Source organism: Dokdonella koreensis DS-123 (assembly GCF_001632775.1).
GTDB lineage: Bacteria > Pseudomonadota > Gammaproteobacteria > Xanthomonadales > Rhodanobacteraceae > Dokdonella > Dokdonella koreensis.
The window spans coordinates 725,985-747,140 of sequence record NZ_CP015249.1 but is presented as its reverse complement, the minus strand read 5'-3'; the positions used below and the strand labels follow the sequence as shown (position 1 = coordinate 747,140).

The 21,156-nt window shown below is 71.8% G+C and carries 15 protein-coding genes and 1 tRNA gene; 15 read left to right on the top strand and 1 reads right to left on the bottom strand.

The features are described from left to right. The first annotated feature begins 393 nt into the window (after window positions 1-393). The 9 genes from I596_RS02900 to murB all read left to right on the top strand — a co-directional run bounded on the left by I596_RS02900 (window position 394) and on the right by murB (window position 11,790). Window positions 394-470, top strand: a tRNA-Arg gene (locus I596_RS02900). Window positions 471-649: 179 nt separating this feature from the next. Next, on the top strand, window positions 650-1,486 hold the full coding sequence (locus I596_RS02895) for a cyanophycinase (protein ID WP_067643926.1): 837 nt from the start codon (window positions 650-652) through the stop codon (window positions 1,484-1,486). Window positions 1,487-1,608: 122 nt separating this feature from the next. Beyond that, on the top strand, window positions 1,609-4,395 hold the full coding sequence (gene cphA / locus I596_RS02890; protein ID WP_067643923.1) for a cyanophycin synthetase: 2,787 nt from the start codon (window positions 1,609-1,611) through the stop codon (window positions 4,393-4,395). A gap of 3 nt (window positions 4,396-4,398) precedes the next feature. Then, a complete protein-coding gene (locus I596_RS02885; RefSeq protein WP_067643920.1) occupies window positions 4,399-6,174 on the top strand; it encodes a Mur ligase family protein in 1,776 nt (591 codons plus the stop codon). Window positions 6,175-6,281: 107 nt separating this feature from the next. Beyond that, the gene (amaB, locus tag I596_RS02880; protein WP_067643917.1) at window positions 6,282-7,814 is read left to right on the top strand and encodes an L-piperidine-6-carboxylate dehydrogenase; all 1,533 of its coding nucleotides are present in this window, start codon (window positions 6,282-6,284) and stop codon (window positions 7,812-7,814) included. A gap of 321 nt (window positions 7,815-8,135) precedes the next feature. Further along, window positions 8,136-8,909 carry a class I SAM-dependent methyltransferase gene (locus I596_RS02875; RefSeq protein ID WP_067643914.1) on the top strand — a complete coding sequence of 258 codons (774 nt, stop codon included), beginning with the start codon at window positions 8,136-8,138 and terminating at the stop codon, window positions 8,907-8,909. Window positions 8,910-8,995: 86 nt separating this feature from the next. Further along, entirely contained in the window at window positions 8,996-9,475 is a 480-nt protein-coding gene (locus I596_RS02870; protein ID WP_067643911.1) for a c-type cytochrome, read from the top strand. Window positions 9,476-9,655: 180 nt separating this feature from the next. Further along, window positions 9,656-10,726 carry a quinone-dependent dihydroorotate dehydrogenase gene (locus I596_RS02865; RefSeq protein ID WP_067643908.1) on the top strand — a complete coding sequence of 357 codons (1,071 nt, stop codon included), beginning with the start codon at window positions 9,656-9,658 and terminating at the stop codon, window positions 10,724-10,726. After that, window positions 10,723-11,790, top strand: a complete 1,068-nt coding sequence (gene murB / locus I596_RS02860) for a UDP-N-acetylmuramate dehydrogenase (RefSeq protein ID WP_223303904.1) — start codon at window positions 10,723-10,725, stop codon at window positions 11,788-11,790. Before I596_RS02865 ends, murB begins: the two co-directional genes overlap by 4 nt. On the opposite strand, the gene I596_RS02855 is transcribed toward murB, so the two are convergent. Further along, the gene (locus I596_RS02855) at window positions 11,736-14,507 is read right to left on the bottom strand and encodes a serine/threonine-protein kinase (protein ID WP_067643905.1); all 2,772 of its coding nucleotides are present in this window, start codon (window positions 14,505-14,507) and stop codon (window positions 11,736-11,738) included. The two genes, murB and I596_RS02855, sit on opposite strands and share 55 nt — an antisense overlap. 177 nt (window positions 14,508-14,684) lie before the next feature. On the opposite strand from I596_RS02855, the gene I596_RS02850 reads away from it, so the two are divergent. From I596_RS02850 to I596_RS02825, 6 genes are all read left to right on the top strand, one after another. After that, window positions 14,685-16,475, top strand: coding sequence for a DUF1800 domain-containing protein (locus tag I596_RS02850; RefSeq protein ID WP_067643902.1), 1,791 nt, complete (start codon window positions 14,685-14,687; stop codon window positions 16,473-16,475). Between the two features lie 5 nt (window positions 16,476-16,480). Next, on the top strand, window positions 16,481-17,890 hold the full coding sequence (locus tag I596_RS02845) for a DUF1501 domain-containing protein (protein WP_067643899.1): 1,410 nt from the start codon (window positions 16,481-16,483) through the stop codon (window positions 17,888-17,890). 142 nt (window positions 17,891-18,032) lie between these two features. Then, entirely contained in the window at window positions 18,033-18,698 is a 666-nt protein-coding gene (locus tag I596_RS02840) for a c-type cytochrome (protein ID WP_067643896.1), read from the top strand. A 99-nt stretch (window positions 18,699-18,797) separates the two neighbouring features. After that, a complete protein-coding gene (locus I596_RS02835) occupies window positions 18,798-19,472 on the top strand; it encodes a thiol:disulfide interchange protein DsbA/DsbL (protein WP_067643893.1) in 675 nt (224 codons plus the stop codon). A gap of 50 nt (window positions 19,473-19,522) precedes the next feature. After that, window positions 19,523-20,179, top strand: a complete 657-nt coding sequence (locus I596_RS02830) for a thiol:disulfide interchange protein DsbA/DsbL (protein WP_067643888.1) — start codon at window positions 19,523-19,525, stop codon at window positions 20,177-20,179. Between the two features lie 83 nt (window positions 20,180-20,262). Continuing rightward, complete coding sequence (locus tag I596_RS02825; RefSeq protein WP_067643885.1) at window positions 20,263-21,093, top strand: endonuclease/exonuclease/phosphatase family protein; 831 nt, start codon at window positions 20,263-20,265, stop codon at window positions 21,091-21,093. The last annotated feature ends 63 nt before the right edge of the window (window positions 21,094-21,156 follow it).

The following is a 21,156-nucleotide window of genomic DNA, read 5'->3' as shown; positions in this document are numbered from 1 at the left end:
GCGTCCGATGCCGGCGGTTAACCGTTCTCGAACGATATACGAATCTCATCGTAATGAACGCTTGTCAAGTCACCGAAGGTAGGGGACCGCGCCGTTGCTCACTCTGGATTTGGCCCGGACCGGTTTTTTTCGCGGTTTTTCCGCCGATCGAGGCGGTTTGCGCGGTGCCGGCGGCCTCGCATGCGTGCAGCACCTGCACCCTGCCGCTGTACGATCGACGCCGTTCGACCAGCCGGAAGATCGCCGTGCGGCCCGCCCCTGCCGCGCGCCCGGTCCGGCAGGCGCCCTGCCCCGGGACGGCCGCCGCGTCGCCGTCCGATGGCGGACACCGGCGGCCGCCGAGGGTGCCGGGCCGGGCATCCGCGCGCGCGATTGCCGTATGATCGACCGGTCGGCCCCGTAGCTCAGTTGGATAGAGCGCGCCCCTCCTAAGGGCGAGGTCACAGGTTCAACTCCTGTCGGGGTCGCCAGCCGTCCGTCCGCGGTGCAGGGGTGGGGCGGCAGCGAGGCGCGTTCCGCCCTGGCGGGCGAGGCCTCCGGGGGCTCGGTGGGGGTTTCGAGGACGCGTGCATCCGGGCCGGCGACGGGCCGGTGCCTCCGGTCCGCGCGGGGTCGCGCGGCGCAGGCCGCCTCCAATCCGGGAGTATCGATGAGTCCAAGCAAGGTGGAAGCGGGCGAGCAACGGGGCTGGATCGTGCCGATCGGCGGCGCCGAGGAGAAGGAAAGCGCGCCGCGCATCCTCAAGCGCTTCGTCAACGTCAGCGGCGGCCGCGACGCCGACATCGTCGTCATCCCGACCGCCAGCCGCCAGTCCGATACCGGCGCGCGCTACGAGAAGATCTTCCGTGAACTCGGCGCCGAGCGCGTCGACGCGCTGGATTTCGCCCATCGCGACGACGGCAAGCGCGAGGACCGGCTGCGGCGCATCGAGCAGGCGACCGGCATCTTCTTCACCGGCGGCAACCAGCTGCGCATCTCGACGATCCTCGGCGGCACCGCCGCCGCCAAGCTGATCCGCAGCCGCAACGCGCACGGCATCACCGTCGGCGGCACCAGTGCCGGCGCCAGCATCCTGAGTGAGCACATGATCGCCTTCGGCGACGAGGGTTCCTCGCCGAAGGCCGGCTCGGTGCGGCTGGCACCGGGCCTGGGACTGACCAACCGCTTCGTCATCGACCAGCATTTCCGCCAGCGCGACCGCCTCGGCCGCCTGGTCACTGCGCTGGCCTTCAACCCGTTCGCGGTCGGCATCGGCCTGGACGAGGACACCGCGGCGTTCATCGCGCCCGACAACACGCTCGAGGTCGAGGGTACCGGCGCGGTCACCGTGGTCGACGCCGACGGCGTGGAGTTCTCGTCGATGGCGCAGGTCGAGGAAGGGCAGCCGGTCTGCCTGCTCGGGTTGACCGTGCACATCCTCACCGCCGGCGCCACCTTCAACCTGCACACGCGCAAGGCCTCGGCCGGCACGCTGGCCGACGGCTGAGCGATGGCGACCGGCGCCCGCCACCGACACGGACGCGCACCCCCGGTGCCGTGCCGCGCTGGCCGCTAGAACACCGCTGCATCCACCGATAAAGGCATCGACTCCACCGTCCAGAGGTCCTCATGCGCATTCTCGATCGTTCCGTGTACGTCGGTCCTTCGCTGTACGCCCACTTCCCGGTGATCCGGCTGGAACTGGACCTGGGGCCGCTCGAGAGCTGGCCGACCGGACGACTCGGGGCGGACTTCGTCGACGGACTGGTCGCCGCGCTGCCGACGCTGGCCGAACACGGCTGCTCGTACCGCGAGCCGGGCGGCTTCCTGCGCCGCATGCGCGAGGGCGAAGGCACCTGGCTCGGCCACGTGCTCGAACACGTGGCGATCGAGCTGCAGAACGTGGCCGGCGAGCAGGTCACGTTCGGCAAGACGCGCAGCGTCGGCGACGACCGTCCGGGCGTCTACACGGTCGTCTACGAGTACGCGCAGCGCGAGGAAGGCATCGCCGCCGGCGAGCTGGCGATGCGGCTGATCGCCTCGCTGCTGCCGGTCGAACTGCGCCCCGCCGGCAGCGTGCCGGAAGGCTGGACCTTCGACGAGGCACGCGACGAGTTCATCCGCTACGCGCAGCGCCGGGCGCTCGGCCCCTCGACGGCCTCGATCGTGCGCGCCGCGGAAGAGCGCTCGATTCCCTGGCTGCGCATGAACGACCAGTCGCTGATCCAGCTCGGCCACGGCCGCTACCAGCAGCGCATCCAGGCCACCGTCACCGGCCGCACGCCGCACATCGCGGTGGAACTGGCCAGCGACAAGGAGGAGACCAACAAGATCCTCGCCTCGCTGGGCCTGCCGGTGCCGCGCCAGGAGCTGGTGCAGACCGAGAGCGCCGCCCTGCGTGCGGCGCGCAAGCTCGGCGGCACCGTGGTGACCAAGCCCTACAACGGCAACCACGGCCGCGGCATCACGATCAACATCGGCACCGAGGAGGAGATCGCCGCCGGCTTCAACGCGGCGCGCGAGCACTCGCGCTCGGTGATCGTGGAAACCTACGTGCCGGGCGACGACCACCGCCTGCTGGTCGTCAACGGCGAGCTGGTCGCGGCGACGCGGCGCACGCCGGGCCACGTCGTCGGCGACGGCCGGAGCACGGTGGCCGAGCTGATCGAGATCGTCAACCAGGATCCGCGCCGCGGCGTCGGCCACGAGAAGGTGCTGACCAAGCTCAGCCTCGACGCGCAGGCCGCCCTGATGCTCGAGCGCCTCGGCTACGACGCCGGCAGCGTGCCCAGGGACGGCGAGGTCGTCTACCTGCGCTCGACCGCCAACCTCTCCACCGGCGGCACCGCCACCGACGTGACCGACATCATCCATCCGGACAACCGGGCGATGGCCGAGCGCGCGGTACGGGCGATCGGCCTGGACGTCGGCGGCGTGGATTTCATCTCGCCGAACATCGCCGAGAGCTACAAGTCGGTCGGCGGCGCGATCTGCGAGGTCAACGCCGCACCCGGCTTCCGCATGCACGTCAGCCCCAGCGAGGGCACGCCGCGCGACGTCGCCGGCCCGGTGGTCGACCTGCTGTTCCCGCCCGGTACGCCCTCGCGCGTGCCGATCGCGGCGGTCACCGGCACCAACGGCAAGACGACGACGGCGCGCATGCTGGCGCACATCGCCAAGATGGCCGGCTACACGCCCGGCCTGACCACGACCGACGGCGTCTACATCGACGGCCAGCGCACGGTCGAGGGCGACATGACCGGACCGGTCTCCGCGCGCATGGTGCTGGCCGATCCACAGATCGACCTGGCCGTGCTGGAGACCGCCCGCGGCGGCCTGCTGCGCGCCGGCATGGGCGTGCCCGAGGTCGACGTCGCCGCGGTGCTCAACGTGCAATCGGATCATCTGGGCCTCAAGGGCATCGACACGCTCGAGCAGCTGGCCGAGGTCAAGCGCATCGTCGTGGAGGTGGCACGCGACTGCGCGGTGCTGAACGCCGACGACCCGAACGTCCTGAAGATGTCCGGCTACACCGACGCCAAGGTCATCTGCTACGTCACGATGAATCCCTCGCACGCCCTGGTGCGCGAGCACGTGCGGGCCGGCGGCCGCGCCTGCGCGCTGGAGGCCGGCGTCAACGGCCACATGATCACGCTCTACGACAAGGGCAGCCACATCCCGCTGATGTGGACGCACCTGATCCCGGCGACGCTGGAGGGCCGCGCGCTGCACAACGTGCAGAACGCGATGGTCGCCGCCGCGATGGCGTTCTCGCTCGGCATCAAGCTGGACGCGATCCGGCAGGGCCTGCGCACGTTCGACACGACGTTCTTCCAGGCACCGGGCCGCATGAACGTCTACAACGAGCATCCCTTCAAGGTGCTGATGGACTACGGCCACAACGCACATGCGGTCGGCGTCATGGCCGACCTGGCCCAGCGCCTGGACGTCAGCGGCCGCCGCGTCGTCGTGCTGGCCGGTCCCGGCGACCGCCGCGACGACGACCTGCGCGCGATCGCCGAGGCGGTCGCGGGCCGCTTCGACCACTACATCGTCCGGCGCGACGACGCGCTGCGCGGCCGCGACGGCGACGAGGTGCCGCGAATCATCGCCGCGGCGCTGCGCAACGCCGGGGTGCCGGCCGAGGCGATCACCCAGATCCCCGACGAGCAGCAGGCGGTGGACCACGCCCTGCGCGGCGGCCGTCCCGGCGACCTGCTGCTGGTGTTCGCCGACGCGCTGACCCGCACCTGGAAGCAGATCACCAAGTTCCGCCCGGAAGGCGCTCCGCCGCCGGCCGAGCGCAGCGAACCCGCCCTGCTCGCCGCGGTGCCCGAGGACGTGGCGCTGGTCGACATGGACGGCCTGGTGCGCGACGAGCGCGGCATCCGCTTCGCGCGCGAGAGCGACGACTGACGCATGAGCGAGGTGTTCGACGATTCGCGTCGGCTGACCGGCATCAACCTGTACTTCCCGGCCACCGGCGCGGCGCTGGAGACGGTCGGCATCGCCGTCGATGCCTCGCTGGTCCTGCGCTGGCAGGCCAACCTGGCGGCGGCGCGACAGGCGCTCGGCTGGCCGGCGGAGGCGGTGGTGGCGCGGCTGCACGCCGCCGGCGCGTCGCTGGCGATGGCGGCGCCGCCCGACCAGCTCTACGCGGCGACCGAGGTCAACGAATGGGCGCTGGAGGCCGCACTCGGCGAGCGCCTGCCGCCGGCAGCGCGCCGGTACGCCCCCGGCCATGCCGCCGCCTGGGACCCGGACCAGGCGCTGCCGACGCTGCGCGCGGCCGCCGCCGCCGAAGCCTGCCCGCGCCTGGCCGCGCTGCTGCGGCAAGCCGCCGCGCGCAGCCTGCCGGCCCTGCTCGACGACGACGCGCTGACGCTGGGCGAAGGCACCGGCGGCCGCACCTGGCCGCGACCGGCCCTGCCGGCCGTCGACGAGGTGGACTGGGACGCGCTGGCGGCGATACCGGTCGCGCTGGTGACCGGCTCCAACGGCAAGACCACGACCACGCGCCTGGTCGCCGCCATGACGGCCGCGCACGGCTGGATCACCGGGGCGAGCTCCACCGACGGCGTCGTCGTCGCCGGCGAGACGATCGAGAGCGGCGACTACTCCGGCCCCGGCGGCGCGCGCGCGGTGCTGCGCGACCGGCGCGTGCAGGCCGCCGTCCTGGAAACGGCCCGCGGCGGCCTGCTGCGGCGCGGCCTGGCGGTCGCCGGCGTGCAGGCGGCGATCGTCACCAACATCAGTGCCGATCATTTCGGCGAATACGGCATCCACGACCTGGACGACCTGGCCGACACCAAGCTGGTCGTCGCCGGGGCGCTGGCGGTCGGCGGCGTGCTCGTGCTCAACGCCGAGGACCCACTGCTGCGCGCGCGCGCGCCGGCCGGCACGCGCCGGCTGGCCTGGTTCGCGCTCGACGCCGACCATCCGCTGCTCGCCGCACAGCGCGCACGGCACCTGCCGGCCTGCGGCGTGCGGGCGGGCCGGCTGCTGCTGAGCCTGGCCGGCGTCGACCACGACCTCGGCGCGGTCGACGCGATGCCGCTGTCGGTGCAGGGCCATGCTCGCTACAACGTCGCCAACATCACCGGCGCGGCCCTGCTGGCGGCCCTGCTCGGCGTGCCGCCGGCGACGATCGCCGCCGTGCTGGCCCGGTTCGGCGGCACCAACACCGACAATGCCGGGCGGCTGATGCGCTGGTCGTTCGGCCCGACCCAGGCCTGGCTCGACTACGCGCACAACCCGGCCGGGCTGGAAGGCCTGATCGCGGTCGCGCAGGCCGCGCGCGGCCCGGACGGGCGCCTCGCCCTGGTCCTGGGCCAGGCCGGCAACCGCGAGGACGCCGACATCCGCGCGCTCGCCTCCACCGCCGCGCGCTTCGCGCCGGACCTGGTCGTGCTCAAGGACATCGAGAGCTACCTGCGCGGCCGCGCCAGCGGCCAGATCGCCGCGATCCTCCGCGACGAGCTGCTGCAGGACGGCCTGGCCGACGGTGCGATCCATACCTGCCTGGACGAGGTCGAGGCGGCGCGCGTCGTGCTGCGCTGGGCCCGGCCGGGCGACGCCCTGGTGCTGCCGATCCACGACGCCGCGGCGCGCACGGCGGTGATCGCCCTGCTCGACCGTCTCGCCGCCGAGGGCTGGCGGCCGGGCCGGCCGCTGCCGGGCGAAGCGGCGGCCTGAACGCGGCAGCGGGGCACGGCATCGGCCCGGGCCGGCCCATTTGTTAGAATCGCCGGTCTTCCCGCGCCGCCGTCCGGCGGCCGCCCGCCTTCGCTTCAGGAGCTTCCATGTCCGCTGACATCCTCAAGGCCCTCGGCCTTGGCGCATCCAATTCCGGCACGTATCTGGGCCACGGCGAGTGGTCTGCGACCACCGATGCCGGCGTGCTGCGGTCGGTCAACCCGGCCACCAACGCGCCGATCGCCGACGTCCACGCCAGCAGCCCGGCCGACTACGAGACCGTCGTCGCGCGTGCGCAGGCCGCGTTCAAGGTGTGGCGCACGATGCCGGCGCCGCGCCGCGGCGAAGCCGTGCGCCTGTGCGGCGAGGCGCTGCGCACGCACAAGGACGCACTCGGCTCGCTGGTCGCGCTCGAGATGGGCAAGTCCAAGCCCGAGGGCGACGGCGAGGTGCAGGAGATGATCGACATCGCCGACTTCGCGGTCGGCCAGAGCCGCATGCTGTACGGCTACACGATGCACTCCGAACGCCCGGGCCACCGCATGTACGAGCAGTGGCACCCGATCGGCCTGGTCGGCATCATCAGCGCGTTCAACTTCCCGGTCGCCGTGTGGGCGTGGAACTCGTTCCTCGCCGCGATCTGCGGCGACATCTGCATCTGGAAGCCGTCGAACAAGACGCCGCTGACCGCGGTCGCGTCGATGCGCATCTGCAACGAGGCGCTCGCCGCCGGCGGCTTCCCGGACATCTTCTTCCTGATCAACGATGCCGGCACCGAGCTGGCGCAGCGCTTCGTCGACGACGCGCGCATCCCCCTCATCAGCTTCACCGGCTCCACGCAGGTCGGCCGCACGGTCGGCGAACGCGTCGCTCGCCGCATGGGCCGCAGCCTGCTCGAACTCGGCGGCAACAACGCGATCATCCTCGACGAGAGCGCGGACCTGAAGCTGGCGATCCCGGGCATCGTGTTCGGCGCGGTCGGCACCGCCGGCCAGCGCTGCACGACGACGCGCCGGCTGATCGTGCACGCGTCGATCTACGACACCGTGCTCGCCACGCTGACCAAGGCCTACCGGCAGGTCGAGGGCAAGATCGGCGACCCGACCGATCCGGCCAACCTGATGGGGCCGCTCAACAGCAAGGCCGCGGTCGATGCGTTCCTCGCCGCGATCGAGAAGGCCAAGGCGGCCGGCGGCACCGTCGTCACCGGCGGCACCGCGATCGACCGCCCGGGCAACTTCGTGCTGCCGGCGATCGTGACGGGGCTCGAGAACAGCGATGCGGTCGTCCAGCACGAGACCTTCGCGCCGATCCTCTACGTGATGAAGTACACGACGATCGACGAAGCGATCGAGATGCAGAACGGCGTGCCGCAGGGCCTGTCCTCGTCGATCTTCACGCAGAACCTCAAGGTCGCCGAGCAGTTCCTGTCCGCGGCCGGCTCCGACTGCGGCATCGCCAACGTCAACATCGGCACCTCCGGCGCCGAGATCGGCGGCGCCTTCGGCGGCGAGAAGGAAACCGGCGGCGGCCGCGAATCGGGCTCCGATGCGTGGAAGGCCTACATGCGCCGCCAGACCAACACGATCAACTACTCCGACGCGCTGCCGCTGGCCCAGGGCATCAAGTTCGACCTGTAAGCGGCCGGCGGCGGGCCCGGACACGGCCCGCCATCCGCACGCCCATCGCGCCTGCCGGTCCGGCGACAGGCGCGCGATGAACGCCGGCCCGCCCGGCACGCGTGCTCGCGTGCCGGGCGGGCCGGGTCGAGCACCGGGGCCGCAGGGCTCGGCCACGAGCGACCGGTCCGAACGATCCGGCCACCATCCAACGATCCGGCAGCGGGTGCGGGATCGAACGCGTCCCGGCCGGCCTGCGCCCCGGGAACGCCGTGGTGACGCGGACGCGCAGCGCCGCGCGTTACCGCTATCCTGCCCACTCCTTCCCGGAGCGGACCGCCGATGTCCATCGATTCCACGCAGCGTTTCAGCAACCGCGTCGACGACTACGTCCGCTACCGGCCCGACTACCCACCGGCACTGATCGACTGGCTGCGCAAGCAGCACGGTCTCGTCCCGGGCTGGGCCGTGGCCGATATCGGCGCCGGCACCGGCATCTCGTCCAAGCTCTTCCTGGATGCCGGCGCCCAGGTGATCGCGGTCGAGCCGAACACCCCGATGCGCGCCGCCGCCGAGCGCTGGCTGGGTGGCGAGCCGCGCTTCCGCGCCGTCGCCGGCACCGCCGAGGCGACCACGCTGCCGGCGGCCAGCGTCGACCTGGTGACCGCGGCGCAGGCCTTCCACTGGTTCGACCCGGCTGCGGTCCGGCAGGAGTGGGCCCGCATCCTCAAGCCCGGCGGCCTGGCCGCCGTGTTCTGGAACTCCCGGCTGCTGACCGGCACGCCGTTCCTCGAAGGCTACGAGCGCCTGCTGCTCGACCACGGAACCGACTACGTCAGCATCGCCGAGCGCTACGCGGACGATGCGGCGATGCAACGCTGGTTCGGGGCCGGCTATCGCGGCATGGCGCGCTTCCCGCACCGCCAGCGGCTCGATTTCGAGGCGCTGAGCGGCCGGCTGCTGTCCTCTTCGTACGTGCCGCGCGAAGGCCAGCCCGGGCACGTGTCGATGCTGGCGGCGCTGCGCGAGCTGTTCGACGCCACCGCGGCGGACGGCGTCGTCGGCTTCGACTACGAAACGCGCATCTTCGTGGGCACGCTGCCGCCGCCGGCGTGATAGGGACGCGGTGATAGCAATCGGCACCGCCTCACGTCCTGGTCCGCTGAAGGCCCGCACGGTGCGGACCATGATCGCCTCCTGCCATGCTCCGATACCTGCCGGCCCTCGTACTGGCCGTTTTCCTGCCCACGCTCGCCGGGGCCACCGACACCAGGGACGCCATCGAACGCGGCCGCTACCTGGCGCGGATCGCCGGCTGCCACGACTGCCATACCCCCGGTTTCACCGGCAGCGGCGGCAAGACGCCCGAAGCGCAGTGGTTCACCGGCGACCGGCTCGGCTTCTCCGGGCCGTGGGGCACGACCTACCCGAGCAACCTGCGGCGCACGATCGGCGGGCTGGACCTGGCCGCCTGGAAGGCCTACGCGCGCTCGGCCGTGCTGCGTCCGCCGATGCCGTACTGGGCCATCAATGCGATGACCGATGCCGACCTCGAGGCGCTCTGGCACTTCACGCGCTCGCTGGGGCCGGCCGGCGAGGCCGCGCCGTCGGCCCTGCCGCCCGGCACGGAGCCGCCGCTGCCGGTGTTCCGCCTGGAGCTGCCGCCCGCCGCGCCGCGCTAGCGCGTGCCGTCCGTCCCCGGGAACGGACGGCCCCGGCGGGACAGGCACCGGCGCGGGTCTGCGGGTACACTGCGCGCCCTCGGAGAATGCCATGACCCCAGCCTCGTCCGTTTCCGCTGCGCCTGCGGCGCACCTTGCCGCCGGCGCCCGCACCTGGCGCCCTCCCGGGCCGCGTTGACCGTGTACGCGCTCGTCCGCCCCTGGTTGTTCCGGCTCGACGCCGAGCGTGCCCATGATCTTGCGCTCAAGGCGATCGAAGTCGCCTACCGCGCGGGGTTCGAACCGCTGGTGGCGACGCGTCCGCCGCCGCTGCCGGTACGCGTGTCCGGCCTCACCTTCCCCAATCCGGTGGGCCTGGCGGCGGGACTGGACAAGAACGCCGCCCATGTCGACGCGCTGGCCGCGCTCGGCTTCGGCTTCGTCGAGGTCGGCACCACAACGCCGCGCGCGCAGCCGGGCAATCCCCAGCCGCGCATGTTCCGCCTCCCCGAGCATGCCGCGATCATCAACCGCCTCGGCTTCAACAACGCCGGCGTGGATGCACTGGTCGCCAATGCCGAGCGCGCGAAGTTCGACGGCGTGCTCGGCATCAACATCGGCAAGAACAAGGACACGCCCAACGAGCGCGCGGTCGAGGACTACCTGTATTGCCTGGAACGCGTCTACGCGCGGGCCAGCTACGTGACCGTGAACATCTCCTCGCCGAACACGCAAGGCCTGCGCGACCTGCAGGAAGAGGAAACGCTCAAGCGCTTCATCAGCACGCTGCGCGACGCGCAGGAACGGCTCGGCGCGCGCCACGGTACGCGCAAGCCGATGCTGCTGAAGATCGCGCCGGACCTGTCCGAGCCCGAGCTCGACGCGATCGCCGAGGTGCTGACCGCGACGGCGATCGACGGCGTGATCTGCACCAACACCACCATCGACCGCGCTGCCGTCGCCGGCCATGCGCTGGCCGGTGAGGCCGGCGGCCTGTCGGGCCGGCCGCTGCGCGCGCGTGCCACGGCGGTGCTGGAAGGCATGGCGCGCCGGCTCGGCAACCGCGTGCCCCTGATCGGCGTCGGCGGCATCACCGAAGGTGCCGATGCGGTGGCCAAGATCGCCGCCGGCGCGGCCCTGGTGCAGTGCTATACCGGTCTGATCTATCGCGGCCCGCGCCTGATCGGCGAATGCGTGGAAGCGCTGCGCGCCGTGCGCGGCCGGCCGGGCGGCGCGTCCTGGACCTCGTCCGTGGCCGAGCGCACCTCGTGAACGGCTACCGGACCGGTGCGGCGATCGCCGAGCATCCCGGCTACACGATCGTCGAGAACGCCTCGCTGCGCGGGCGCAACACGCTGCAGGTCGCGGCGCAGGCGGCGCTGCTGATCGACGTCAGGAAGCCGCAGGCGCTGGCCGAGGTGTTCGCCTATCCGGCGCTGCGCACGCAGCCGCTGCTGGTGCTCGGCGCCGGCAGCAACATCCTGTTCGCCGGGGACTGGCCGGGCATCGTGCTGTCGATCGCGGCGCGCGGCATCGGCGTGGTCGAGGACCGCGGCGACGGCGCGCTGGTCCGCGTCGAGGCCGGCGAGGCCTGGAACGACGTGGTGGCCTGGTCGCTGGCCAAGGGGTTTGCGGGCCTCGAGAACCTGGTGCTGATTCCCGGCCTGGCCGGCGCGTCGCCGATCCAGAACATCGGTGCCTACGGCACGGAAGTGGGCGAGTTCATCGAGACGGTCGAAGCGTTCGACCGCGAGGCGGGCCGGCTGGTGCGCCTCGGCAACGCCGAATGCGCGTTCGGCTACCGCGACTCGCGCTTCAAGCGCGCGCCCGATCGCTACGTCATCACGGCGATCGAGCTGGCGCTGCCGCGCAGCCGCCCGCTGCGGACCGGCTACGCCGGCATCGGCGAGGAGCTGGCCGCGCTCGGCGCCGCCGTGCCGACGCCGGCCCTGGTCGCCGAGGCGATCGCGCGCATCCGCACGCGCAAGCTGCCCAACCCGGCCCTCATCGGCAACGCCGGCAGCTTCTTCAAGAATCCGGTGATCGATGCCGACGAAGCCGAAGCGCTCAAGCGCGCGCATCCGGCGCTGCCGGCCTGGCCGGCCGGCGACGGCCGGACCAAGCTGGCCGCCGCCTGGCTGATCGAACAATGCGGCTTCAAGGGCCTGCGCGAAGGTGACGCCGGCGTCTCGGACGAGCACGCCCTGGTGCTGGTCAACCATGGCCACGCCAGCGGCGCCGAGCTGCTCGCGCTGGCGCGGCGGATCGTCGACACCGTCGCTCAGCGCTTCGGCGTCGTGCTCGAACCCGAGCCGCGCATCGTCGGCGCGTCCTGAACCGCCTCCTCGGCCGCCTTGCGCGGCCGCCGCAGCGGTGTCGGCAGGCTGGCGGCATCGCGCGCCAGCAGCGGATCGAGCAAGGTCCTGCGCAGGTCCTGGGCCACGGCCGCATCGCCGCCGTCGCGCTGCAGCGGATAGAGCCGGGCCGCCAGGAACAGCACGTCCGGATCGGCATCCCCGCGCGCCACGCGGTTCTCGGCCAGTAGCGTGCCGAGCAGGTCGCGCGCCGCGGCGTCGTCGCCGCGCCGGTGGTCGATTTCGGCCAGCAGCACCGCGCTGCGCACGGTATCCGGATGGCCGGGGCCGATCAGCCGGCGCCGTGCGGCATAGACGCTTTCGGCGCAGGGGCGCGCCTGGTCGAGCCGGCCCTGGTTCTTGTAGATCGCGCAGAGCACGTCCTCGGACTTGAGCGTGTCCGGATGCTCGGCCCCGAGCGTGCGCCGGCGCGCATCGAGCACCTGCCGCTGCAGCGGCAGCGCCTCGGCCTGCCGGCCGCTGCGGTCGAACAGCGCCGCCAGGTTCTGCATCGAGCGCAGGGTCTGGAAGTGCTCGGGGCCCAGGACGCGCCGGCGCGCGTCGATGACCTGCTCGAGCAATGGCTGGGCCTCCTCGAGCCGGCCCATGTCGATCAGCGACGAGGCGATGTTGCTCAAATCGTTGAGCGTGGCCGGATGCTCCGCACCGGCCGTGCGCCGGCGGATCGCATGGGATTCGCGCTGCAGCGCCAGCGCGCCCTCGAAATCGCCGCTGATCGCGCGTGCGGCCGACAGGTTGGTCATGACGCCGAGCGTCCCCTCGCCCTCCGGGTTGGCGCGCCGGCGTTCGGCGTAGACCTGCTCGAACGCGACCTTGGCCGCGGCCACGTCGCCCAGCCGCGCCAGCGTGATGCCGAGGTTGTTGCGCAGCGTCAGCACCATGTCGTCGTCGTCCGCTACCGAGAGCCGCGCCTCGTCCAGCAGCGCCTGCTGCAAGGCGCGCGCCGCGGCCAGCTCGCCGCGATCGGAATGGACCTGGGCCAGCTCCACGCCGACCTGCCGGCGCTCGAGGCTCGCCGCCGGCGTGCCGCGCGTGCGCTCCCAGGTGGCCTGCAGCAGCGCCAGGGCCTCGTCCTGGCGCCCCTGGCGGTTCAGCGCCCGGCCCAGCTCGGCCGCCGAGGCCCAGGTCCGGCGGTCGTCCTCGCCGAACTGCACACGGCGCAGCTCCCAGGCGCTGCGCGCAGCCGCCTCGGACTGCGGAAACAGGCCGATCGCTTCGTAGACCTCGGCGACCGCGCTGTCGAGATCGGCCGCCAGCGCCGGCTGGCCGGCGAAGTCGCGGGCGATCGCCGTGCGCGCCCGCGCCAGCAGCTGGCGGTCGAGCACGGCACGGGCGACATCGGCGCCGTTGAGCGCCGCAGCGACGCGCTCGAACGCCGGCACCAGCGCCGGATCGCCGGCCTGGTCGATCTGCACGCGCTGGCGTTCGAGCATGTCCTTGCCCATCGCCTCGACGTCGATGCCGGCCAGCATCGACTGCTGGAACGCGGCGACCTGCTCCAGTTCCAGGCGCCTGGCCTCGGCCACCGCACGTTGCGCCCGGGCCTGCATCAGCCCGTAGACCGAGAACACCAGGCCGAGCACGATCGCGACGGAGGCCGCGGCCGTGGCGGCGAACGCCACCCGGTGGCGACGCAGGAACTTGCCGGCCACGTAGCCGCGCCGGTCGCCGACCGCGACCAGCGGGCGCTGCGCCAGATAGCGGCGCAGCTCCTGCGCCAGCTCGCCGGCCGAGGCGTAGCGTTCGGCCGGATCGTGCCGCACCGCCTTGACCACGACGAAGTCCAGCTCGTTGCGCAGGACGCTGCGCAGGCGGGCCGGACGCAGCCCGCGCGCGCGCGCCACCTCGGCCAGGCGCTCGGTGCCGGACTGCTCGAGCACCTGCGAAGGCGCGCGCAACGTCGTCCGCTCCGACCCGTCGGGGGCCACCACGCGGTCGCGGCTGTCGGCGGACGGACGGCCGCCGGTCAGGAGCTCGAACAGGATGATGCCGAGCGAGTAGACGTCGCTGCGCGCATCGACCAGGAACTGCGTGAAGCCGGACTGCTCCGGGCTCATGTAGGTCGGCGTGCCGGCGATCTCGCCGCCGGTGCTGCCGTCGGCGAACAGCCGCGTCGCGGCGGTGGCGATGCCGAAATCGATGATCTTCGGCAGGGCGCCGCCGTCGACCTCGGCCACCAGGATGTTGTCGGGTTTCAGGTCGCGGTGGACGATGCCCTTGGAATGGGCGTGCTGCACGCCGTCGCAGACCTGCGCGAACAGGGCGATGCGCGCGTCCAGCGAAAGGCCGCGCGTCTCGCAGTAGCGCGCGATCGGCAATCCCTCGATGTACTCCATCGCGAAGTACGGCGCACCGGCATCGGTGGTGCCGGCGTCGAAGATCTGCGCGATCGCCGGATGCTGCATCTGCGCGAGCATCTGCCGCTCGACCTCGAAATAGGCGCGCTGCAGCGTGTCCAGCTGGGTGCCGCGCAGCAGCTTGAGCGCCACCGACCGGCGCACCGGCTCGACCTGCAGCGCCCGGTAGACCGTGCCCATTCCGCCACGCCCCAACGGCGCCTCGATGCGGTAGTGCCCCACGCGCGTGCCGGCGTCGAGAAAGCCCGAGGCATCACCGTCCGGATGCGCGCCGGGCAGCCCGACGGTCTCGATGTCGCTCTCGCCGAATGGACCTTGCACGGTGTTTCCCCTGCCGAGGTGCCCATCGTACACAATGCGGCGGCGCGAGCCGCCCTGCCGCCCGCGCGGCCATGCGCCGGGCCATCCGGCAAAGCGCGGGAACGGTCACGGTTGCGCTGCAGCACTCGGGTATGCTGCCGAGCGTCGCCATACCCCGCCGCCGCGAGGAAACCTCCGATGGAACCCGCCAGCGTTGGCCTGCCCGCCTCCGCCTTCCGCCGCCGGCTGCTGACCGGCCTGGCGGCCGCCGTCGGCACCGAGCCCGTCCCGGCGATGCGCCGTCCCGGCAAGGCGCCGCTGGCCGTCGCCGACCCGGCACCCGGCGAGACGCCGGCCACGTTCGCGACGGCGCCGGACCGCGTGGGCTGGCTGCAGAAGGCGACCTACGGCTTCAGCACGCCGGAGGACTACGACCTGCTGCAGCTGCCGGGCGCGACCGCCGACGAGAAATGGACCCACTGGGTCGAGCGCCAGCTGGCCCCGGCGTCGATCGCCGATGCGGACTGCGACGGCCGCCTCGTCGGCGCCGGCTTCACCACGCTCAGCAAGACGCTGCAGCAGCTGTGGGCGCAGCACTACGGCGACACCACCAACTACTACAACCGGATGCTGCCGGCCGCCGAGACCGAATGCGCGACGATGATCCGCGCGGTCTACAGCAAGCGGCAGCTGTTCGAGCGCATGGTCAACTTCTGGCACGACCACTTCAGCGTGTTCGGCTGGGAGTACGACATCGGCCCGATCTTCGCCCACTACGACCGTGAAGTGATCCGGCCCAACGTGTTCGGCAACTTCCGCGCCTTGCTCGAGCAGGTCGCCACGTCCACGGCGATGCAGTTCTACCTGGACAACTACGCCAGTCGCGGCGCCGACTTCAACGAGAACTACGCTCGCGAGCTGATCGAGCTGCACACGCTGGGCGTGGCCAACTACTTCGGCCCCGGCGACCCGTTCGCGGTCGAATGCCTCGATTCGCTGATCCACTGCCCCGCGTCGATGCCGGCCGGCTACGTCGACAACGACGTCTACGAGGCCGCCGGCGCGCTGACCGGCTGGACGATCAGGAACGGCCACTGGCAGTACCCGGCCGACAACGACGGCACCTTCGTCTACCGCTCCGATTGGCACGACCGCCGCAACAAGATCTTCCTCGGCGAATACCTGCCGGCCAACCAGCCGGCGATGCAGGACGGCCGCATGGTGTTCGACCGGCTGGTCGCGCATCCGGGCACCGCCCGCTTCATCGCCGGCAAGCTGTGCCGCCGCTTCGTCGGCGACACGCCGTCGCAGGCGCTGATCGACGCCGTCGCCGTGCAGTTCAACACCCACATCAACGCACCCGACCAGATCGCACGGATGCTGCGCACGATCCTGCTCAGCGCCGAGTTCAAGACCACCTGGGGCACCGGCATGCGCCGGCCGTTCGAGATGACGATGAGCGCGCTGCGCGGCCTGGGCGCCAATTTCGCGCCGCGGCCCGACAACACCAGCGCGTGGACGATGACCGAACGGCTGGTCTCGCACCTGCAGCAGACCGGTCACCGGTCGTTCTACTGGGGCCCGCCCAACGGCTATCCGGACCGGCAGAGCGCCTGGGCCAGCACCGGCTCACTGGCGATGACGCTCAAGCTGCTGGCCTGGGTGCCGGAAATGCGCGTCAACAACGACGGCAGCTCCGCGTTCCTCGCCGACATCGTCGCGCAGACCCGGGTCGCGATCCCGAATGCCGGCGCGCGCACCGCCACCGCGATCATGACCTACTGGTCGACGCGGCTGCTGGGCTACCAGCCCGAACCGACGCTCTCGGTGGCGACCGCCTTCCTGCGGCAGAACGCCGGCGCGGGCGATCCGGTCAACATCGACGAGGACGTCTGGAACACCGGCAATCTCGCGCGCCACTACACGCAGCAACGCCTGCGGACCGCCGTCGGCATGCTGCTGATGAGCCCCGACTACTTTCGCCGGTGACCGCCATGACCTCGCTCGACCGTCGCGACTTCCTCAAGCTCTGCGGTGCCGGCGCGCTGACGGCCGGCGTGGTGCCCGGTGCGCGCCTGGCCTTCGCGGCACCGGAAGCGAACGCCTACGACACGCTGGTGATCGTGTTCCTGCGCGGCGGCTGCGACGGGCTCAGCCTGGTGCCGCCGACCGGTGGCAACGACCGCGCCCACTACGAGATCGCGCGCCCGGACCTGGCCATCCCGGCCAGCGGCACCGGTGCCGCCCTGCCGCTGGCCAATTCCGGCAGCGGCTGGGGCCTGCACCCGCGCGCCGCCGCCCTGCACGCGCTGTACCAGGCCAACAAGCTGGCCGTGGTGCTCGGCGCCGGCATGCCCGCGCCGGTCACGCGCAGCCATTTCGATGCGCAGCAGACGATGGAGTACGGCACCCCGGGCAGCACCGGCTCGGGCACCGGCTGGCTGACCCGCCACCTGACCAGCGCCGGCCTGCCGGCCAACATCACGATCCCCGCGCTGTCGGCGGGCAGCATCACCGCATCGAGCCTGCTGGCCTCCACCGAGGCGATCACGATGGGCAACGGCAACGACTTCCGCGTCGACAGCTCGGCCTGGAGCTGGAACGCGCGCGACCACTACCGTGACGACAACGGCAACATCACCGCGCCGGCCAGCTTCCGCGGCCTGGTGGAATGCCTGCCGGACCTGTGGGCCGGCAACTCGGCGCTGGAGGCGGCCGGACGCCAGACCCTCGACGCGCTGTCGATCATCCGGCCGATGAACTTCGGCAACTACGCGCCCGGCAACGGCGCCAGCTACCCCAACGACGGCTTCGGCAACCAGCTGAAGATGATCGCGCAGATACTCAAGGCCGACCTCGGCCTGCGCGTGGCGGCGATCGACGTCGGCGGCTGGGACACCCACAACGGCCAGGGCGTGCCGACCTCCGGCTACGACCCGTTCGGCAACACCGTCGAGTCGCTGGCACGCGGCCTGGCCGCGTTCTACACCGACCTCGACGGTGCGGGCGCGGCCGGCTACACCAGCCGCACCAGCATCGTGGTGATGAGCGAGTTCGGCCGCCGCATGCGGCAGAACGGCAGCGACGGCACCGACCACGGCTACGGCAACATGATGATGGCGCTCGGCGGCTCGGTGAACGGCGGCCGCGTCTACGGCCTGGACGTCTTCGCCGGCCTGGCCGACCAAGCGCTGTTCGAGGGCGAGGACGTCATGGTGACCACCGACTTCCGCCGGGTGCTGTCCGAGGCGCTGATCCGCCGCCTCGGCAATCCGCGCCTGGGCCGCATCTTTCCGGGCTACGGCGGCTACTCCCCGATCGGCGTCTTCCAGGGCACCGACCTGCCGCCGGACTATTCCGGCGGCCAGGACGCGATCTTCCGCAGCGGCTTCGAGCCGGCCTGACCGGCGCCGCTGCGACACTGCGGCGGTTTGACCGTCCCGGAGCGCACTGGGATAATCGTGCGGTTTCGCCGAGAGACAAGGTCACCAGACGCCACCTGTCGGCAGCCGTCGTGGATATCCAACCCGTTTCCGGAGTGCCCGTATGAGTTTTCGGCGAATCCTGTCCCTTGCGCTGCTGGTCGGTACCGGCGCCGTGCACGCCGCGGGCGACGCCCCCAAGCCGGTCCTCGGCGACGCCAAGGCCGGTGAGGCCAAGGCCGCGGTCTGCGGCGCCTGCCACGGCATGGACGGCAACGCCGCCGACAAGATGTATCCGAAGCTGGCCGGCCAGAACGAAGCCTACGTCGCGCACCAGCTCGAGCTCTTCAAGAGCGGCAAGCGCAACAACCCGATCATGATGCCGTTCGCCGCCACGCTGTCGACCCAGGACATGCACGACCTCGGCGCGTTCTTCGCGACCAAGGCCTCGCTGCCCGGCGTGGCCGACGACAAGCTGCTGGCACGCGGCAGCCAGCTCTACCGCGGCGGCGACGCCAAGGCCGGCGTGCCGGCCTGCATGGCCTGCCACGGGCCGGGCGGTCGCGGCATGGCCGGCACCGGCTACCCGCAGCTCGGCGGCCAGTGGGCCGACTACGTCACCACGCGCCTGAAGGGCTGGAAGGACGGCAGCGGTGCGATCGACGACCCGCACGCCGCCGTGATGCAGGCGATCGCCGAGCGCCTGTCCGAGGAGGACATCGCCGCGGTATCGTCGTACGTCGAGGGCCTGCATACCGCGGGCGCCAAGACCCAGACGGCCGCCAAGTAGGCCGCCGCGCGGAACCTTCGGCGCGAAACAGGCTCCCAGGGTCGAGCCGATCCACCGGTCCCGGCCGCCATCGCTCAACGTGCCCCACACGGAGTCTCCATGCTCAAGCATCTCGTTTTCCTGCTGACCGGCCTCGTCGCGGCCTCCGCCTCGGCCCAGACCGCCGCCCCCGGCCAGCAGTGGCAGGCCGGCAAGCACTATTTCCTGATCGAGCCGCCGCAGGCCGCCGCCGGCGACAAGATCGACGTCGTCGAGGTGTTCTCCTACGGCTGCCCGGCCTGCAACTCCTTCGCGCCGCTGGCCGACAAGCTCAAGGCGGCCCTGCCCGCCAATGCCGCGATGCGCTACGTGCCGGCCTCGTTCAACACCGCCGAGTCCTGGCCGCTGTTCCAGCGCGCGTTCTTCACCGCGCAGGCGCTCGGCATCATCGACAAGTCGCACAACGCCACCTTCACCGCCGTCTGGAGCAACGGGCCGCTGTCGATCCGCGACGCCGCCAGCGGCCGCATGATCAAGCCGACGATCGAGGACGCCGCCAAGTTCTACGCGCAGTACGGCGTCAGCCCCGAAGACTTCGTCGCCACCGCGAACTCGTTCGCGATCAACACCAACATGAAACGCGCCGACGCCTGGATCAAGGCGACCGGCGTCGATTCGACGCCGACCATCGTCGTCAACGGCAAGTACCGCATCACCGGCCTGTCCGCCGGCAGTTGGGAAAACGTCATTCCGCTGGTGCAGTTCCTGGTGCAGAAAGAGACCACCGGCGGCTGACACCGCACTGCGGTTGACGCCACCTGCCCGCCCCCACGAGGATTCCAAGCATGCTGCGTTCGATCACCCTGCTGCTGGCCGGCCTGCTCGCCGTGACCGCCTGCCACGCCGACGACAAGGCCGCCGCGCCGACCGCGACCTGGGTCGAAGGCAAGAACTACTTCCCGATCGACCCGCCGCAACCGACCAGCAGCGGCGACAAGATCGAGGTCGTCGAGGTCTTCAGCTACGCCTGCGTGCATTGCGCGCACTTCGAGCCGTACGCCCAGCAGCTCAAGAAGGAACTGCCCTCGTACGCGGCGTTCTCGGCGATGCCGGCGATCTTCAACCCGTCCTGGGAGCCGTTCGCGCGGGCGTTCTACACGGTCCAGTCGCTGGGCGCGCTCGACAAGACGCACCAGGCGCTGTTCGACGCCCTGCACCGCGACCGTGAGCCGATCCGCGACATCAACGACCTGGCGCAGTTCTATGCCCGCCACGGCGTGGACGCGAACAAGTTCCTGTCGGCGGCGACCTCGTTCGAGGTCGAGTCGAAGCTGGCCCGTTCGCGGCAGGTGGTGCCGCAGTACGGCATCGACGGCACGCCGTCGGTGATCGTCAACGGCAAGTACCGGATCACCGGCCAGTCGGCGGGCGGCTTCGCCCAGGTGGTCGAGCTGACCCGTTGGCTGGTCGAGCGCGAACACGCCGCCAAGGCCAAGCGCTGACGGTGGTGCGCGGTGCCGGCCGGCCCGGGGAAACCTGACCGGTACCGCTTGCGCCCGCCGGCGCCGACCCCTACGTTGGTTCCGTGAACAGCCCTCCGGCCCCGGCCGCCCCGCCACCTCCGGCCCAGCTGCGGCTGCTGAGCTGCAACATCCTCGCCGGCGGCAGCATGCGCCGCTACCGCGACTACGTGACGCGCGGCCTGCATCATGTGCTGCCGGCCGCCGGCAAGCGCGCCAACCTCGACGGCCTGGCGCGCGTCTGCGCCGATTTCGACGTGGTCGCCCTGCAGGAAGCCGATGCCGGCAGCCTGCGGTCGGGCTTCCTCAACCAGACGCAGTACCTCGCCGAGGCGGCCGGCTTCCCGTTCTGGAGCCACCAGCCGAACCGCCGTGTCTCGCGCATCGCCTCCTCGAGCAACGGCCTGCTGGCGCGCCGCCAGCCCGACGAGGTGCTCGCCTACCCGCTGCCCGGGCGCATTCCGGGCCGCGGCGCGCTGTGGGTCCGGTTCGGCCGCGGCGACCGCGAGCTGGTCGTCGTGATCGCCCACCTGTCGCTGGGACAGCAGGCACGGATGCGCCAGCTCGATTTCCTGGCCGAGCTGATCAGCAGCCATCCGCACACCGTGCTGATGGGCGACCTCAACACCACCGCGCAGAGCCCGGAGCTGCGCCGCTTCTGCGAACGCACGACGCTCGCGGTGCCGGGCGACCCGCCGCTGACGTTCCCGAGCTGGCGGCCGAACCGCGCGATCGACCACATCCTGGTCTCGCACGGCCTGGTCGTGGACGACCTCTGGGCGGTACCGCACCCGGTGTCCGACCACCTGCCGATCGCCGCGACGATCCGCCTGCCCGAGCCGCTGAGCGACCTGGCGGCACCGCCGGTCGACGACACCCGGCTCGCCGCTTCCTGAACGCACGCGGCCGACGCCGCGGCCTCCCGCAGCGCGGAAACCCACGCCACGCCGCGTTACACT

Coding starts and splice junctions, on each gene's coding strand:
- I596_RS02840 (WP_067643896.1), top strand. CDS start 18,033: ATGAGTTTTCGGCGAATCCTGTCCCTTGCGCTGCTGGTCGGTACCGGC.
- amaB (WP_067643917.1), top strand. CDS start 6,282: ATGTCCGCTGACATCCTCAAGGCCCTCGGCCTTGGCGCATCCAATTCC.
- I596_RS02850 (WP_067643902.1), top strand. CDS start 14,685: ATGGAACCCGCCAGCGTTGGCCTGCCCGCCTCCGCCTTCCGCCGCCGG.
- I596_RS02830 (WP_067643888.1), top strand. CDS start 19,523: ATGCTGCGTTCGATCACCCTGCTGCTGGCCGGCCTGCTCGCCGTGACC.
- I596_RS02835 (WP_067643893.1), top strand. CDS start 18,798: ATGCTCAAGCATCTCGTTTTCCTGCTGACCGGCCTCGTCGCGGCCTCC.
- I596_RS02870 (WP_067643911.1), top strand. CDS start 8,996: ATGCTCCGATACCTGCCGGCCCTCGTACTGGCCGTTTTCCTGCCCACG.
- I596_RS02895 (WP_067643926.1), top strand. CDS start 650: ATGAGTCCAAGCAAGGTGGAAGCGGGCGAGCAACGGGGCTGGATCGTG.
- I596_RS02845 (WP_067643899.1), top strand. CDS start 16,481: ATGACCTCGCTCGACCGTCGCGACTTCCTCAAGCTCTGCGGTGCCGGC.
- I596_RS02885 (WP_067643920.1), top strand. CDS start 4,399: ATGAGCGAGGTGTTCGACGATTCGCGTCGGCTGACCGGCATCAACCTG.
- cphA (WP_067643923.1), top strand. CDS start 1,609: ATGCGCATTCTCGATCGTTCCGTGTACGTCGGTCCTTCGCTGTACGCC.
- I596_RS02875 (WP_067643914.1), top strand. CDS start 8,136: ATGTCCATCGATTCCACGCAGCGTTTCAGCAACCGCGTCGACGACTAC.